This is a genomic window from Leptospira mtsangambouensis, assembly GCF_004770475.1.
Taxonomy (GTDB): Bacteria; Spirochaetota; Leptospiria; order Leptospirales; family Leptospiraceae; genus Leptospira_A; species Leptospira_A mtsangambouensis.
The window spans coordinates 178,586-193,170 of the sequence record NZ_RQHK01000003.1 but is presented as its reverse complement, the minus strand read 5'-3'; the positions used below and the strand labels follow the sequence as shown (position 1 = coordinate 193,170).

The window sequence follows — 14,585 nt, the reverse complement described above, 5'->3', positions numbered from 1 at the left end:
TCCTATCTTGCTGTTTTACCGCCGTCTACCGGTATCACTGCACCAGTGATAAAAGCAGCTCCATCTGTTGACAACCATACACAAGTTTTTGCTACTTCTTCTGGAGTTGCCATTCGACCCAATGCATAGGATTTCATTCTTTCTTTTTTTACTTCTTCGGGGTTTGGAACATTGGCATAAAATACATCATCCATTTCTGTTTGGATCCCACCTGGACAAAGTGCAACCACTCGAATTCCAGCTGAACCGTATTCCAAAGCTGCTGATTTAGTCAGTCCAATGATTCCGTGTTTTGTCATTGAATAAGGACCAGCTTTTTCTTTTCCTCTGACACCCAACGCAGAAGAGACATTGATAATGACCCCACCTTTTCCTTGAGCCAAAAGTTGTTTTAACTCAAATTGCATTGAGAGAAAAGTTCCTTTCAAATTGACATCCATTACAGAATCAAAAATATCCAATGGATAATCAGCAGTTGCTTTCAAAACACCAGAAATCCCTGCGTTGTTCACGGCAACATCAACGGAACCATACTTAGCTACAATTGATTCAACAAAATTACGAACTGCTTCCGATTGTGTGACATCACAACGGACAAACATCCCTGTGCCACCTTGTTTTTCAAGAAGGGCAAGAGTTTCTTCACCTTCTTGTTTTCTTCTTCCGCAAAATCCAACCACATAACCAGCGTTTGCAAATTCTAAAACAATTGCTCTCCCGAGACCAGAAGTGCCGCCAGTCACTAGTGCTACTTTTTTTCCACTCATTGGATTTCCCTTTCTTCGATCAAACGTCCATAACGATTGATTGCTTCCTTTACATTTGCTTGGTCCAATTCTGAAATCGATTCAAAACGAAACCCAGCAAAAAAGGTGTCTTCATTATTATCGTCTTCTTTCACCCATAATAAAATACAAGTTCCATGAACGAAACCTACAATATCAAAATGCATAAAAAATTCTAGTTGCCCGCTATTGGCCAAATCGCCCGGATGAATCCCTGAGCATCGCACCATAAACCCTGAACTAGAGATATTTTCGATGGTGGAGACAATATTTCTCCCATTTTCCCTAACCGAAATATTGTTTTTAAACTGATCCAAAATGCGAAATCTCGGGTCGATTTCATAAACTTCTTCCTGCGTGCTTTTTAGGCGTTTGTATACTTTTAAAGGCAAAATACTCGCTGCCATTTCAATCCGAGTGATTTCCTGATTTTCCTGATACGCAGTGATTTCCAATTTCGAGTAATTCCAATACCCAACCTTACTATTTTTTGTCTCCAATGCTTTTGCCCTCAATTTGATGGGCATGTTCATCTTGGCGTATTGAAAAAACTCTGAATTTAAGTATAACAATAAAAAGGTGACTCCTTCAAAAGGAACCTTTCCGTACATATGGTTACAAGCAATTCCAAACTGCCTCGCAGCTTCTACAATCTGCATTCCAGAAATATGTTTCAAATTGGGAGGCGAAAAAAACTTGTGGGCTGGCGGAATATAAAGATTCGCAAAAAATGTATCTTTTTTAGGAATCTCTTCAATTGGCTCGAAGATTGCAGATATCTTTGACTTCTCTACGTTTCCAACGTAATAATCCCTCCGTTTGATGATCTGCAAAATTTTAATTTCATCTGCTTCCGTAACTTTATCGTTTAAAACATATTGCTGCAGATTTGTATCAAAATGATAGAATGTGCTAATGAAATCTCTTTGAGTTTCATCCACTCCAGCTTCTTCTAAAATTCTTTCTGCAGATTCTTTACGAATGCGATACGGAATTGTTTTGAGTTGATAATAATTTCCGCTCGTATCTTGTCTTTTTGCATAATATTGTAGCAAAAAATCAATTTCCTCATGGGATATTTTGGGAAAGATATGTTCCTCCATGACCACAGTAGTGATCATTCGAGGAAGAGCGCGACGAATGTTAGAAACAAAACTATCGTCTTGGTAATATGTTCTTGTATATCGTTTATCGAGAGGTAAAACTGCGGGAAATTCTTCTTTTTCAAAAACCTTCATTTGTATCTACCGGAAATCTACTCTAGGATTAGTCCGTAGATTCCGATGGGATACAATTCAGCGCAACTAAATTAACAAGCTATTGACAAATTTATGCCAAATTCACCTAACAACTGTTACGGAACATGGTGCGTAATGAACAACACGATCAGATACACTACCCATGATGAATCTTCCGAGGATTCCATGGCCACGACTTCCAATCACGATCAAATCTGCTTTTTCTTTTTCAGCAAGTTTGCATATTTCTTCAGCTGGATACCCTTCTAAAATCACACGTTCCCATTTCACAGAAGTTTCATCCAAAATTGGATGGATTTTTTCGAATCTTTGTTCAGAGATCCATTTGACTCGATCTTTTCCAACAGGAGCCGCATCATAATATCCAGGAAGCGGGCCAAAATCTTCAATCACTTCGACGACGAAACATTTTGCATTACTCGCTTTTGCAATTGCCAAACCAAATTCTAATGCTCTCGCGGAACTTGGTGAACCATCAATCGGGATGATCAGTTTTTGAATCAATTTTTCCATATAAGAAGTCTACCACCTTAAACGATTTGTGAAAGTGAAATTCCTTTGATAATTGTCAAAACCAGAAAAAGATCTTCTGATTTTCCAAAGCCGAAGATAGAAGTATGATTTTTGGTGGGATTATTTTTTCCCACCTTCATCTTCTTTTGTTAAATAATATGCAATGAGAATCGGGAGAGTTGTCACAAGAATGACAAAAACCGCAACTACATTGGTGACAGGTCTCTGTCTCGGACGAATAAACTCTGTTAACATCCAAATGGGGACTGTGGATTGTTGGCCCGCAGTGAATGTGGTGACAATCACTTCATCAAATGACAAAGCAAAAGACAACATCCCACCAGCTAACAAGGCAGTTGCGATATTTGGTAAAATCACAAATCGAAAAGTTTGCCAAGGATTGGCACCCAAATCCATAGATGCTTCCACCATGGAATGAGAACTTCTGCGAAGTCTTGCGAGAACATTATTATACACTGTTACAATACAAAAAGTAGCATGGGCAATCACAATGGTCCAAGTGCTAAAAGGAATTCCAAAAAGGGACATGGCGGAACGAAGAGAAATCCCTGTCACAATTCCAGGTAAAGCAATCGGCAAAATCACAAGAAAGGAAATCACTTCTCTTCCAAAAAATTTGCTACGATACACTGCAAGACAAGCCAAGGTTCCAAGAATGATGGCCATAACCGTTGAAATGGTTGCCACTTGAGAAGACAAAATGATGGCTTCCCAAATATCATTTCGTTCCCATGCCACCCCAAACCACTTAAGAGTGAATCCTGGTAACGGGAATTGAAATGTTTTTTCATCCGTAGAAAAAGCATACATGATGATGATAAAGATAGGGATATGGATGAACAAAAACCCAAGGATAGTTGCTACCTTTAATCCGATTGTACCTAAATTCCACTTAGAGAGCATCAAAAGCTCCTAATCGTTTTGCGATCATAAGGTAAATCATCATAATGACAATTGGGATGACAGAAAAAGCTGCCGCCAAAGGAATGTTACCCGCTGTACCTTGGTGTGTGTAAACTGCCATCCCAATAAAATAACTGGAATTCCCGATAATCGTCGGAATGATATAATCACCTAACGTGAGCGAGAAGGTAAAAATCGAACCTGCGACCACTCCAGGAAACGCAAGTGGCAACACCACTTTTCGAAACGTTTGAGAAGGCCCACCACCCAAATCAGAAGACGCTTCTAGTAAGGATTTAGGAATTCGTTCTAAAGAGGCTTGGATGGGAAGGATCATATACGGTAGCCAAATATAAACAAAAACAAGAAACATTCCAATATAAGAAAAAGACAAAGAAGTTCCTCCAATCACAGGAATGGATAGGATCACATCAAGTAGATGCAAAAGTCCAAGTTCTTCTAAACACCAAGTGAGAATTCCTTCTTTTGCCATAATCAGTTTCCATGAATAAACTTTCACAAGGTAACTTGACCAAAGAGGTAACATCACTCCCAAATATAGAATGGGTTTTAATTTGGGACCTGCATACATCGCCATATAATAAGCAATCGGAAATGCAATGATGGCACTCACAATGGTAACGGTAAAAGCCATGGTTGTGGTACGAATGATGATATCCCAATTGGTACTTTGTCGGAATAGATCATAATAGGATTCTAAAGTAAATTCTCGTTTGATGACTCCAGAGAAAGAATCAATTGAGAAAAAACTTTGGATGAGGAGAGTGAAAAGCGAACCCAAATACACAACCCCAAGCCAAATAAGAAGTGGTGCGAGTAATAAAAAAATCGCAAGGCCCTTACGATAAAAAAGAAATGTAAAAAACTTATCAAGAGTGTTTGTCATTTACAAATCCTTAAAGCAAATGCATGTCAGAATCTTTCCAACCTACGAGCACTTCCGAACCAACTGCGATGTGTTCTGCCGAGATTTTTAGATTTTGAGTGGAAGCAATGATCCGAGAACCACTCGGAGTTTCAAAATGCATTTTAGAAGTAGCACCTGAGTACACTTGGCTTTTGAGAATTGCCTTAAAGGTTCTGTATCCTGTGGAGTGATTGTCTTCCTTTGCGTTGGCAAATACATGGACTCGTTCTGGGCGGATCATTCCTTTTCCCGTTTGGCCAGTGAGTCGTTTGGTTTCTTCTAAAGAAAGGATGTTGGATGTTCCCACAAAGTTGGCAACAAACTCGGTTTTGGGACGATCATACAATTCTTCTGGCGTGGCAATTTGCTCCACCTTTCCTTTGTTAAAGACTGCAATCCGATCCGACATCGATAGTGCTTCTTCTTGGTCGTGAGTGACAAAGATAAAAGTAATGCCCACTTCCTTTTGGATGGCCTTCAGTTCCAATTGCATCTCTTCTCTTAATTTTAGATCCAAAGCACCAAGTGGTTCATCGAGAAGTAAAACTCCCGGACGATTGATAAGAGCTCTTGCCAGTGCGATCCTTTGCCTTTGCCCGCCAGATAATTCAGAGGGTTTACGATTCCCCACATCAGGCAAACGAACCATCGAAAGCATCTCCGCCACTCTTTGGCCTATTTCTTTTGCGGGAGTTTTTTTGATTTTTAATCCATAACCAACGTTTTCCGCAACTGTCATATGAGGGAATAAAGCATAGTCTTGAAAGACAGTGTTCACATTTCTTTTGTAAGGTGGGATGCCAGTGACATCAACACCTTCCAAAAGAACCCTTCCTGAAGTCGTATCCTGAAACCCTGCCACCATACGGAGACAGGTTGTTTTTCCCGACCCGGAAGGGCCTAACATCGAAAAGAATTCACCTTTTCTAATCCCGAAGGAGACATCATCCACCGCTATAAATTGGTCGAATTTCCTTGTTACATTTTGAAATTCAACATCGTAAACTTGGTCCATTCCTTCTCCTTCAGAACTTTTATAATGTTAGGATCTTATTTACTTCCAATGATGGAAATATAGTCTTCAGCCCATTTTTTATAAGGCACACATTTTCTTCCACCGGAACAATCTTCTTTTGGAGTTCTCCAGAAAGAGATTTTTTCAAAGTTATTGAATCCGTTGATGGCACAACCTGTATCACCAAGAAGGGCATTCCCTTTACAAGCAGAAGGAACAGAAGGAACTGATCCAAACCAAGAAGCAAGATCACCTTGTACTTTTGCAGAAAGTGAATGTTCTAACCATTTGTAAGCACAGTTTACGTGTTTGGAATCTTTATGAAGCATGGTGCTATCTGCCCAACCAGTTGCACCTTCTTTTGGAACAATAGAAGCTACTGGTTGTTTTTCACCAACAAGTAAGTTTACTTGGAATGGCCATGTAGAAGAAGCAACTAGTCCTTCTTTTTTAAAGTCATCCACTTGGACCATTGCATCATGCCAATACTTTGGAACGAGTTGTCTTTGTTTTTTTAATAATTCGATGACAGCAGCATATTGTTTTTCATCCAATTCGTAAGGATCTTGGATTCCGAGTTCTGGTTTTGCTTGTTTTAAATACAAAGCCGCATCAGCAATGTAGATTGGACCATCAAACGCTTGTACACGACCTTTGTTTGATTTTCCATCAGCTAAAACTTGTTCTTCAAAAACAACATTCCAACTAGTTGGTGCTTTTTTGAAAACTTTTGTATTGTACATAAGAACGTTTGGACCCCATTGATAAGGAACACCGTAATGTTTCCCTTCTACAGTATGCCAAGGAGCATTTTGCAAACGGGAATCTACGTTTTTCCAACTAGGGATAAGGTCTGTATTGATTTCTTGCACTTTTCCACCAGCAACCAAACGTAACGATGCATCACCAGATGCAGTCACTAGATCAAATCCACCTTCATTCATGAGTGCTACCATCTCATCAGATGTAGCGGCAGTTTTTACATTTACTTTACAGCCAGAACTTTTTTCAAATTCAGTGACCCAGTCATATCCTTTGTCTGTTTCACCACGTTCAATGTACCCCGGCCAAGCAACGATGGAAACTTCTCCTTCGCCTTGTCCGATTTCGGAAACCTTTGTTTCTTTTTTGCCGCAGGCAACCGCAAATGCGATTGAGAGAACTGCAACAGAAGAAATCACTCGTTTGTATGAATCGAATTTCATAAACCTATGTGCTCCTGGTTTTACTTATGTCAGGAATTAGATACCAACAATTCAAAATTAAGCAACCACTTCCTAGGTTTTCAAAAAAAAGGTAGGAATTTTTCTGCGGTGGGATTTCGATGAAAGCACAGGTTTCGTATGAAATACATCAAAGACAAAGACCTTTTTCGACAAGAAAACTTCATAGGTGGGGTTTGGTGCCCTGCAGAAAACAAAAAAGAAATTTTAGTACATAACCCCGCAAACGGTGAAGTCATCGGAAACATTCCGCATTCCACAGAAAAAGATGCAGCAAGTGCCATCTTATCAGCAAAGAAAGCACTCTCTGATTGGAAATCACGACCAGCCAAAGAAAGAGCAGGAATATTACGCAAATGGTTCCAACTCATGTTGGATAACCAAGAAGATTTGGCTCTTATCATGACACAAGAACAAGGGAAGCCACTAACAGAAGCTAGGGGGGAAATTGCCTATGCTGCATCGTACATCGAATGGTTCGGTGAAGAAGCAAAACGGTCTTATGGAGATATCATTCCATCTCACAGAAAGGACACAAGAATCCTTGTTTTAAAAGAACCGATTGGTGTGGTGGGAACCATTACACCTTGGAATTTTCCAGCAGCTATGCTTGCCAGAAAAGTAGCACCGGCACTCGCCGCAGGTTGCACTGTGGTTTCAAAACCGGCCGAACTCACACCCTACTCTGCTTTGGCAATGGTAGTACTTGCAGAACGAGCTGGCCTTCCCAAAGGCGTCTGGAATGTGTTAGTTGGTGACCCAATTGCAATTGGAAAAGCCATTTTAGAAAGTAAAGAAGTTCGTAAACTGAGTTTCACTGGTTCCACAAAAACCGGGATTTATTTAATGGAAAAGTCTGCTGCCACTTTAAAAAAACTCTCACTCGAGTTAGGTGGGAATGCACCATTTATTGTTTTTGAAGATGCCGACATGGATGAGGCCGTGAAAGGTGCCATGCTTTCTAAATATAGAAATACAGGACAAACTTGTGTTTGTGTGAATCGTTTTCTTGTCCAGGCATCCGTCGCTGAAGTGTTTGCAAAAAAATTGGCAGACAAGGCCAAGGAGCTAGTGGTTGCCAATGGAATGGAACCGAACGCACAACAAGGCCCACTCATAAACGATGCGGCTCTCGAAAAAGTAAAATCTCATATTTCCGATGCTCTTTCAAAAGGTGCAAAAATTCTCACTGGCGGGAAAGAACATGTTCTGGGTGGTAATTTTTTTGAACCTACTGTGCTTTATCCCGTAAACTCTTCCATGGTTGTCACAAAAGAAGAAACCTTTGGTCCAGTCTCTTGTATCCAAACCTTCCAAACAGAAGAAGAAGCCATCCAATTAGCCAATGACACAGACTTTGGACTCGCTTCCTATTTGTATACAAAAGACATGGCTAGACTTTTTAGAGTCGCCGAACAACTAGAATACGGAATGGTGGGAATTAACGAAGGACTCATTTCTTCGGAACAAGTTCCCTTCGGTGGTGTCAAATTTTCTGGAATGGGACGCGAAGGTTCTAAATACGGACTCGATGATTATACAGTAACCAAATATCTCTGCCTCGGAGGAATCACATGACGGGCAATCAAAAACAAACTAACCAAACTCTATGGGAAAGAAGACTTGCAAACGTTCCGAGAGGTGTTACAACCGCCTATCCAGTGTTTGCTGAAAAGGCAAAAAATGCAGAAATTTGGGATATCGAAGGAAAACGGTTCATTGACTTTGGGGGTGGAATTGGTGTCCAAAACACAGGTCACTGCCATCCGAAAGTGGTTGCTGCCATCCACAAACAAGTGGACCAAGTGCTTCACACTGCTTTCCAAATTATGCCTTATGAACCTTATATCGTTCTTGCAGAAAAACTAAATGCAAAAGCACCCATTGATGGAGGAGCCAAAACCATCCTTTTTTCTTCCGGAGCCGAAGCTCTAGAAAACGCAGTGAAAATTGCAAGAGCAGCCACAGGACGACCTGGAATCATTAGTTTTCTTGGTGGATTTCATGGACGAACCATGATGGCACTTGCCCTCACAGGAAAAGTAGTTCCTTATAAAAAAGGATTTGGTCCCTTTGCGAGCGATGTTTACCACATTCCTTTTCCTATGGAATACCATGGTGTGACAGAAGACGACTCTATCAAAGCCCTAAACAATTTGTTCAAAGCAGACATTGATCCTTCTCGAGTGGCGGCAATCGCCATTGAACCTGTGCAAGGTGAAGGTGGATTCTATATTGCCTCTCCAAGTTTTCTAAAAAAACTAAGAGCCATTTGTGATGTACACGGAATCCTTCTCATTGCCGATGAAGTACAGTCAGGTTTTGCAAGAACAGGAAAACTTTTTGCGATTGAACATTCAGGAATCAAACCAGATCTTATCACGACTGCAAAATCCCTTGCAGCAGGAATGCCTCTTTCTGCTGTGATTGGAAAAACTTCCATTATGGATGCAGTAGAACCTGGGGGACTTGGCGGAACCTATGCCGGAAACCCGGTCGCTTGTGCCGCAGGAATTGCTGTGATGGATCTCATCGAAGAAGAAGGAATTTTAGAGAAGTCGGTCAAACTCGGAAAACTGTTAGTCTCTGAGCTAAACGAAATCAAAAAAACGTATCCACACATCGGCGAAATACGCGGGTTAGGTGCTATGGTTGCTTTCGAACTTGTTGAAAATGGAGACGCAAACAAACCCTCTGCCGATTTAGCAAAAAAACTAACCGCCAAAGCCTTAGAACATGGACTTGTTTTACTCTCTTGTGGTGTGTATGGAAACGTCATTAGAATTCTTGTTCCCATTACTGCAGAAGAGTCCATTGTCAAAGAGGGCTTAAGTATCATAACAAAATCACTAAAGGAAATCTAAAACTTACATGAAAGAATATAAACTTTGGATTGATGGAAAGTGGACAAACACAAGTGGCGGGAAAGTCATGGACATCGAAGATCCTGCCACTGGCAAAAAAATTGCGAAGGTAATTGATGCCAGTGTCGCCGATGTAGACAAAGCTGCTAAGGCTGCTCACAAAGCTTTTTATGATGGAAGATGGTCTGGGCTCACTCCAGGGGAACGTTCCAAAGCCATTTGGAAACTTGCCGATCTTTTAGAAGAAAAAACCAAAGAGTTTGCAAAAGCGGAATCTCTGAATGCAGGAAAACCTTATAAAAACTTAAGCCTTGCGGGCGACATTCCTTTTGCAGTCGATAATATTCGTTTTTTTGCAACAGCAGCTCGTGATGTTCACGGAAGTCGTGCCAACGAATACCAACCAGGATACACTTCTATCCTTCGCAGGGAACCCGTTGGTGTGGTGGGCCAAATTGCTCCTTGGAACTACCCTCTTCTTATGGCCGTTTGGAAATTTGGACCTGCTCTTGCTGCCGGTTGTACGATCATTCTAAAACCAGCTCCAGGAACTCCCATCACCACACTGATGTTAGCTGAGTTAACCAAAAAAGCAGGAATCCCTGATGGTGTGATCAATATTGTCACAGGTGGAAATGCCACAGGACAGGCCATTGTTGACCACCCACTAGTTCGAATGGTTTCTCTTACCGGATCCACGGGAACTGGAAAAAACATTATGAAGTCTGCTTCGGATTCCTTAAAACGAGTGCATTTGGAACTTGGAGGTAAAGCACCACTTCTTGTTTTTGACGATGTAGATGTAAATCTTTTTGCCGCCAAAGCAGCGTTTGGTGCCACTTGCAATTCTGGACAAGACTGCACTGCCGCCACAAGAATCCTTGTACCCAAAGCCTTACAGAAAAAAATCACCGATGCTGTTGTGGATGCGATGAAAGCCGTAAACGTCGGTGATCCCTTTAATGATAAAACAGAAATGGGTCCTCTCATTTCTGCCATCCACCGCGAACGAGTTTTGGGATTTATGAACCGTGCGAAAAAACAGGGAGCAAAAATTCTGACCGGTGGAGTCATCCCCAAGGGCCTAGACAAAGGATACTTTTTTGCGCCAACTGTTGTCACTGATGTCAAACAAAACTTCGACATTGTCCAAAACGAAATTTTTGGACCAGTTCTTTCCATCCAAACTTACGACAAAGAAGAAGAAGGAATCAAACTGGCAAATGATGTCAACTATGGTCTAGCGTCTTCCATTTGGACAAAAGATGTAGCACGCGCTATGCGAGTGGCAAAAAAACTAGAATTTGGAACCGTTTGGGTGAATGACCATCTTCCGCTTGCTTCAGAAACTCCGCATGGTGGCTTCAAACAATCTGGATTTGGAAAAGACTTATCTATCGAATCTGTGGGTGATTATTTGATCACCAAACACGTGATGGTGGGTGGAGTTTAAGATTCTTCAAAACAAATAGAAACAGTCGGATAAAACAACAAAACAGAATCTGATTGTTTCTATTTGATAATTGTTAACACCAAAAATCCAACGCTTTGCTTGATTGGATAAACCCTTCACCATAAGTCTGTTCAAAAAGGAACTTGAGTTTAGAGGTTCCAATCAATTTAAGAATTTAAGAAAAATTATTTTTAAACTAAAGCAGCTTGTCTTAAAAAATCTTTAAAAGTATCGATGTCTTTTGTGAAAAACACTGGCTTCGGTGCCTTTGAATCTTTCAAAAGAAACACAATCCCTTGGTTGTGGAGAACTACTTGTTCTAATTCTTCGGGAGTATAAGTATAAGTCACATTTCCAGAATGGAACAAAAACTTTCCATTTTCTTCGCGTAAAGTGCCTGAACCAATTCGTTTAAAGTTCTTTAGACCATCTTCCAAGGCATCAATATCAGAAGACTCTTCACCAAACGTTAGTTTACCGGAATAATCCAAAAACAAAGTCCCTTCAATCTGAAACCGACTTTCTTTCGTAACCTGCGGTTCTTCTTCTAAATTTCCGTCTTCTGTTGGAAGTAAAACTTCTGATTTTTGCACTACAGAAGGGGTGGCCTCTTCAGGCAAAGAATAGGAAAGATGCCTATCGTCAGAAATGGCCCGTTCCCTACGAATCCGTTCATCCAATTGTGGGGAAACGGGAGGGCTTTGTGGCATTCGGTACGAGCCGGAATTTTGGGGTTTTCGTTGTGGGTAGGCCGCAGGTTTGGATTTTTGCGGGGACAAAGCTACGTATAAAAAACATAGAACACCCACAAGGATCATAGCAAAGGCCGCAAACAACATACTACCTATATTATCTTGCCAAACGACGATTCCCTTGATTACATTTTTTCTTTACAAGGGTTTCGGAAACGGAAACCTTTCCTTTATGTTCGAAGAAGAACCCTCTACCCTCAAAGAAAAAATCTATCGCGCCATCATTGCTCTCTTTTTATTCATTTTGGTCGGAACCCTGATCATTACCTTTTTGCCTGGGGACGCCGAACAAAGTCTTGTGGGTGCCATCACAGGCCAAAATTCCACCAAAGCAGGAACCATTGCAGGGAGAAGCATTCCCGTGGATTATTTCAATGCTGCCAAACGGGATTGTTACTACCGTTACCAACAATATGGTAGAGAAACGGCCCAAAACCCAGAACTCCTCAATTCCTGTGCTTTTTCTACCGTCAAAGAAATCTACATTGCCAATGACATTGCTGCCGCTGTCGGTTTCCAAGTTTCGGAAATCAGCATCAAACGTGAGATGTCCAAACAAGCAAGGGAGGTTCACAAGGAATCAGTTTCCCAAGCAGGGTATGGGGAAGAAGACTCTCGCTCTCTAACAGAAATCTACCAACAAATCTACCGTTCCGCACCCATGAACTACCGTATCGATTCAGCTACAGGATACGCTCTGTACCCTAACTTTTTGGACCAACCGTTTTCTCCCACAGAAAATGAAGCCGAGTTAGAGGATGAAGCCAAACGGGCAAAAATTTCTTTCCGCATTGTCGCCATCTCCGAGGTCAATCTTCTGAATGCTGTAGAAGCAAAAATCAATATTTCTGACGAAGAACTAAACAAAGAATACGAAAAAGAAAAAAAAGATGGGTCTCTTGCTAAGGATGCTTCTGGAAATTTCGTCAGTTTTGAATCAAGGAAACCCCTATTACTTTCCAAAATGAAATTTGATCGCAAAAGAAAAGAAGTAGAACTGTGGAAAGGTCGCATCGCAACAAAAGTTTCCGAGCCAAATGCTTTGGAAGCGATTGCAGCGGAGACCCTCCAGCCCATAGAGACAGTGTCCAATGTCGCCTTGTCTGATCTCAAACTGGTTACTTCCAATCGTGGCAATAGCTACCGTTTGGCGAACTCAGCAAAATTTTGGGAAACTCTCGCAAACGATCCATTTAGCAAAAAAACAGTAGTGGGTCCATTCTCAGATAACGACAAACAAGTTTATGTGGAATTTGGAGCCTTAACTTACGGACAAACCACAGCCAAAAAACCGGCGGACCAAGCTGCAGATTTTCTGAAACAAAGGCAACTTCTTAGCTTTTTTCTTGAAATAAACCAGTCCTTAGCAGCAGAATACAACGTAGAGAAAAAAGGCCTTCTCTCTTTAGAATAAATGCAAATTAAAGCCGACTTCATCAACCCGTTCCTGGAAGCAGCCACCATCGTTTTCCGCGATGTTCTCCAACAGGATCTCATCCGAGGAAAAATCGGAATCAAAGATTCACCTGCGCCCAGCCATGAAATTGCAATCATCATCGGTGTGGTGGGATCTTTTAGTGGTGAAGTGGTTTATAGTATGAACCTCGATGCTGCCTACAAAGTGTCTCGCAAATTGGTTCCGGGTCTTTCTGATGAGGATGTAAAAAACGAATACAAAGACATCCTCGGTGAGATTGCCAACATGACCACAGGTAATGCGATGAATATTTTTACATCAGCAGGCCAATCGGTAGAAATCACTACACCAAACATCCAAGAGACAAACAACACTTCGGTTCGGTTTAACAAAAAACCAACCCTCTCCATCAACTTATATTCTAAGTTTGGAAGAATTGAAGTAAACGTCGCAATCGCTTAAAGTATATTTTTAAATCGAAGAACCTAAAACCCGGAGTCTCTCGCGGGTTTCTTTTTTAAAATCATATCCGGGCACGGGAGTTTTCCCCTCCACTCCATTCATATACAGTTGGTAGTATTTTAGAGAACGTTCCAAATCCCTTTCATCCCAACTACTCTCATAAATTTTTCCTAAGTAATAATGTGCCGGTAGATATTCCGCTGATTCTTTAAAATTTTTGATGATACTCGCCAACTGGTGGGCTGCTGGACGAAATTCTTTTTTACGAATGAGAAGGATGGCAACCGCATAATGTGATCTAGGTGTGAGCTCTGGGTGTTTCGGAAACTCTGTGATCAGTTTTAAATATTCTTTGTAAGCTTTTTCTTCCGAATCCGGATTTCCAATTCGATCCAAAGAACGTGCTAACTCAAATTGTGTTTTGATTTTGAGATCAGCATCTTCTTGTTTTTCAACAAGTCCTGCGGAATCTTTATCTTTCCCATCTAAACCATATAAATTCGTATTCTCAACTCGAGATAATTTTGCGGCCTCTCCTTCTTTTCCATAAGAATCGGCAAACTCTGATTCGGCGGATTTCTTTTGGCCTCTTGCCAAATACGCCTTCCCTTTTTGAAATGAAGCCCCAGACGGATCAATCACTTCCTTCTTTTTTTTCTTTTTATCCTGAGGTTTTGCATTGGTTGTAACCGCTGTTTGACTCTCTTGAGTTGCAACTTTGGATGAACCTGGCTCTGATTGACTATTTTGACCGGGAAGAGTGTTTTGGGATTTTGACTGAGTGTTGGGACCAGAGTTTACCATCGAAGCAGTGTTTTCTGGACTCTTTGTATTCTTTTCCGTTGATTCATTACTTCCTTCGTTTGTCCAAGTTTCTGGAAACGGCAAAAACAATTCTGTTGTTTGAGCGTAAAACCCAGGAGAAATGTTTAAGAACGAAAAACAAAAAACGATACAAGTTAGCAAAAGAAACTTACGAAACAAAAAGAA

Annotated in this window: 14 protein-coding genes; 5 read left to right on the top strand and 9 right to left on the bottom strand. The window is 41.0% G+C overall.

Translation table 11 applies throughout. The features are described from left to right. Positions 1-2: 2 nt before the first annotated feature. From EHR01_RS07490 to EHR01_RS07460, 7 genes are all read right to left on the bottom strand, one after another. A complete protein-coding gene (locus EHR01_RS07490) occupies positions 3-767 on the bottom strand; it encodes an SDR family NAD(P)-dependent oxidoreductase (RefSeq protein ID WP_135694072.1) in 765 nt (254 codons plus the stop codon). After that, positions 764-2,023: an AfsA-related hotdog domain-containing protein gene (locus EHR01_RS07485; RefSeq protein WP_135694071.1), complete on the bottom strand. Its 1,260-nt coding sequence runs from the start codon at positions 2,021-2,023 to the stop codon at positions 764-766. Before EHR01_RS07485 ends, EHR01_RS07490 begins: the two co-directional genes overlap by 4 nt. Before the next feature lie 102 nt (positions 2,024-2,125). Next, positions 2,126-2,557 (bottom strand): universal stress protein, encoded by a 432-nt coding sequence (locus tag EHR01_RS07480; protein ID WP_135694070.1) that lies wholly within the window; start codon positions 2,555-2,557, stop codon positions 2,126-2,128. Positions 2,558-2,677: 120 nt separating this feature from the next. Then, complete coding sequence (locus EHR01_RS07475; protein WP_135694069.1) at positions 2,678-3,481, bottom strand: ABC transporter permease; 804 nt, start codon at positions 3,479-3,481, stop codon at positions 2,678-2,680. Then, positions 3,471-4,388, bottom strand: a complete 918-nt coding sequence (locus EHR01_RS07470) for an ABC transporter permease (RefSeq protein WP_135694068.1) — start codon at positions 4,386-4,388, stop codon at positions 3,471-3,473. Before EHR01_RS07470 ends, EHR01_RS07475 begins: the two co-directional genes overlap by 11 nt. Before the next feature lie 10 nt (positions 4,389-4,398). Next, a complete protein-coding gene (locus EHR01_RS07465; RefSeq protein WP_135694067.1) occupies positions 4,399-5,424 on the bottom strand; it encodes an ABC transporter ATP-binding protein in 1,026 nt (341 codons plus the stop codon). Positions 5,425-5,459: 35 nt separating this feature from the next. Next, entirely contained in the window at positions 5,460-6,629 is a 1,170-nt protein-coding gene (locus tag EHR01_RS07460) for an ABC transporter substrate-binding protein (RefSeq protein ID WP_135694066.1), read from the bottom strand. A 138-nt stretch (positions 6,630-6,767) separates the two neighbouring features. On the opposite strand from EHR01_RS07460, the gene EHR01_RS07455 reads away from it, so the two are divergent. From EHR01_RS07455 to EHR01_RS07445, 3 genes are read left to right on the top strand one after another with little or no spacing between them, the layout of a single operon-like run. Further along, positions 6,768-8,225, top strand: a complete 1,458-nt coding sequence (locus EHR01_RS07455) for an NAD-dependent succinate-semialdehyde dehydrogenase (protein WP_135694065.1) — start codon at positions 6,768-6,770, stop codon at positions 8,223-8,225. Beyond that, positions 8,222-9,511 carry a 4-aminobutyrate--2-oxoglutarate transaminase gene (gene gabT / locus EHR01_RS07450; RefSeq protein ID WP_135694064.1) on the top strand — a complete coding sequence of 430 codons (1,290 nt, stop codon included), beginning with the start codon at positions 8,222-8,224 and terminating at the stop codon, positions 9,509-9,511. Before EHR01_RS07455 ends, gabT begins: the two co-directional genes overlap by 4 nt. Before the next feature lie 7 nt (positions 9,512-9,518). Continuing rightward, positions 9,519-10,964, top strand: coding sequence for a gamma-aminobutyraldehyde dehydrogenase (locus tag EHR01_RS07445; protein WP_135694063.1), 1,446 nt, complete (start codon positions 9,519-9,521; stop codon positions 10,962-10,964). A gap of 191 nt (positions 10,965-11,155) precedes the next feature. On the opposite strand, the gene EHR01_RS07440 is transcribed toward EHR01_RS07445, so the two are convergent. Continuing rightward, the gene (locus EHR01_RS07440) at positions 11,156-11,803 is read right to left on the bottom strand and encodes an LIC_11490 family protein (RefSeq protein WP_135694062.1); all 648 of its coding nucleotides are present in this window, start codon (positions 11,801-11,803) and stop codon (positions 11,156-11,158) included. An 85-nt stretch (positions 11,804-11,888) separates the two neighbouring features. On the opposite strand from EHR01_RS07440, the gene EHR01_RS07435 reads away from it, so the two are divergent. Together EHR01_RS07435 and EHR01_RS07430 are read left to right on the top strand one after the other, a co-directional pair. Beyond that, positions 11,889-13,130 carry a hypothetical protein gene (locus EHR01_RS07435; protein ID WP_135694061.1) on the top strand — a complete coding sequence of 414 codons (1,242 nt, stop codon included), beginning with the start codon at positions 11,889-11,891 and terminating at the stop codon, positions 13,128-13,130. Further along, positions 13,131-13,595, top strand: coding sequence for a chemotaxis protein CheX (locus tag EHR01_RS07430; protein WP_002974575.1), 465 nt, complete (start codon positions 13,131-13,133; stop codon positions 13,593-13,595). It begins immediately after the preceding gene. Positions 13,596-13,604: 9 nt separating this feature from the next. Here EHR01_RS07430 and EHR01_RS07425 read toward each other — a convergent pair whose 3' ends face one another. Beyond that, the gene (locus tag EHR01_RS07425) at positions 13,605-14,579 is read right to left on the bottom strand and encodes a tetratricopeptide repeat protein (protein ID WP_135694060.1); all 975 of its coding nucleotides are present in this window, start codon (positions 14,577-14,579) and stop codon (positions 13,605-13,607) included. Positions 14,580-14,585: the final 6 nt, after the last annotated feature.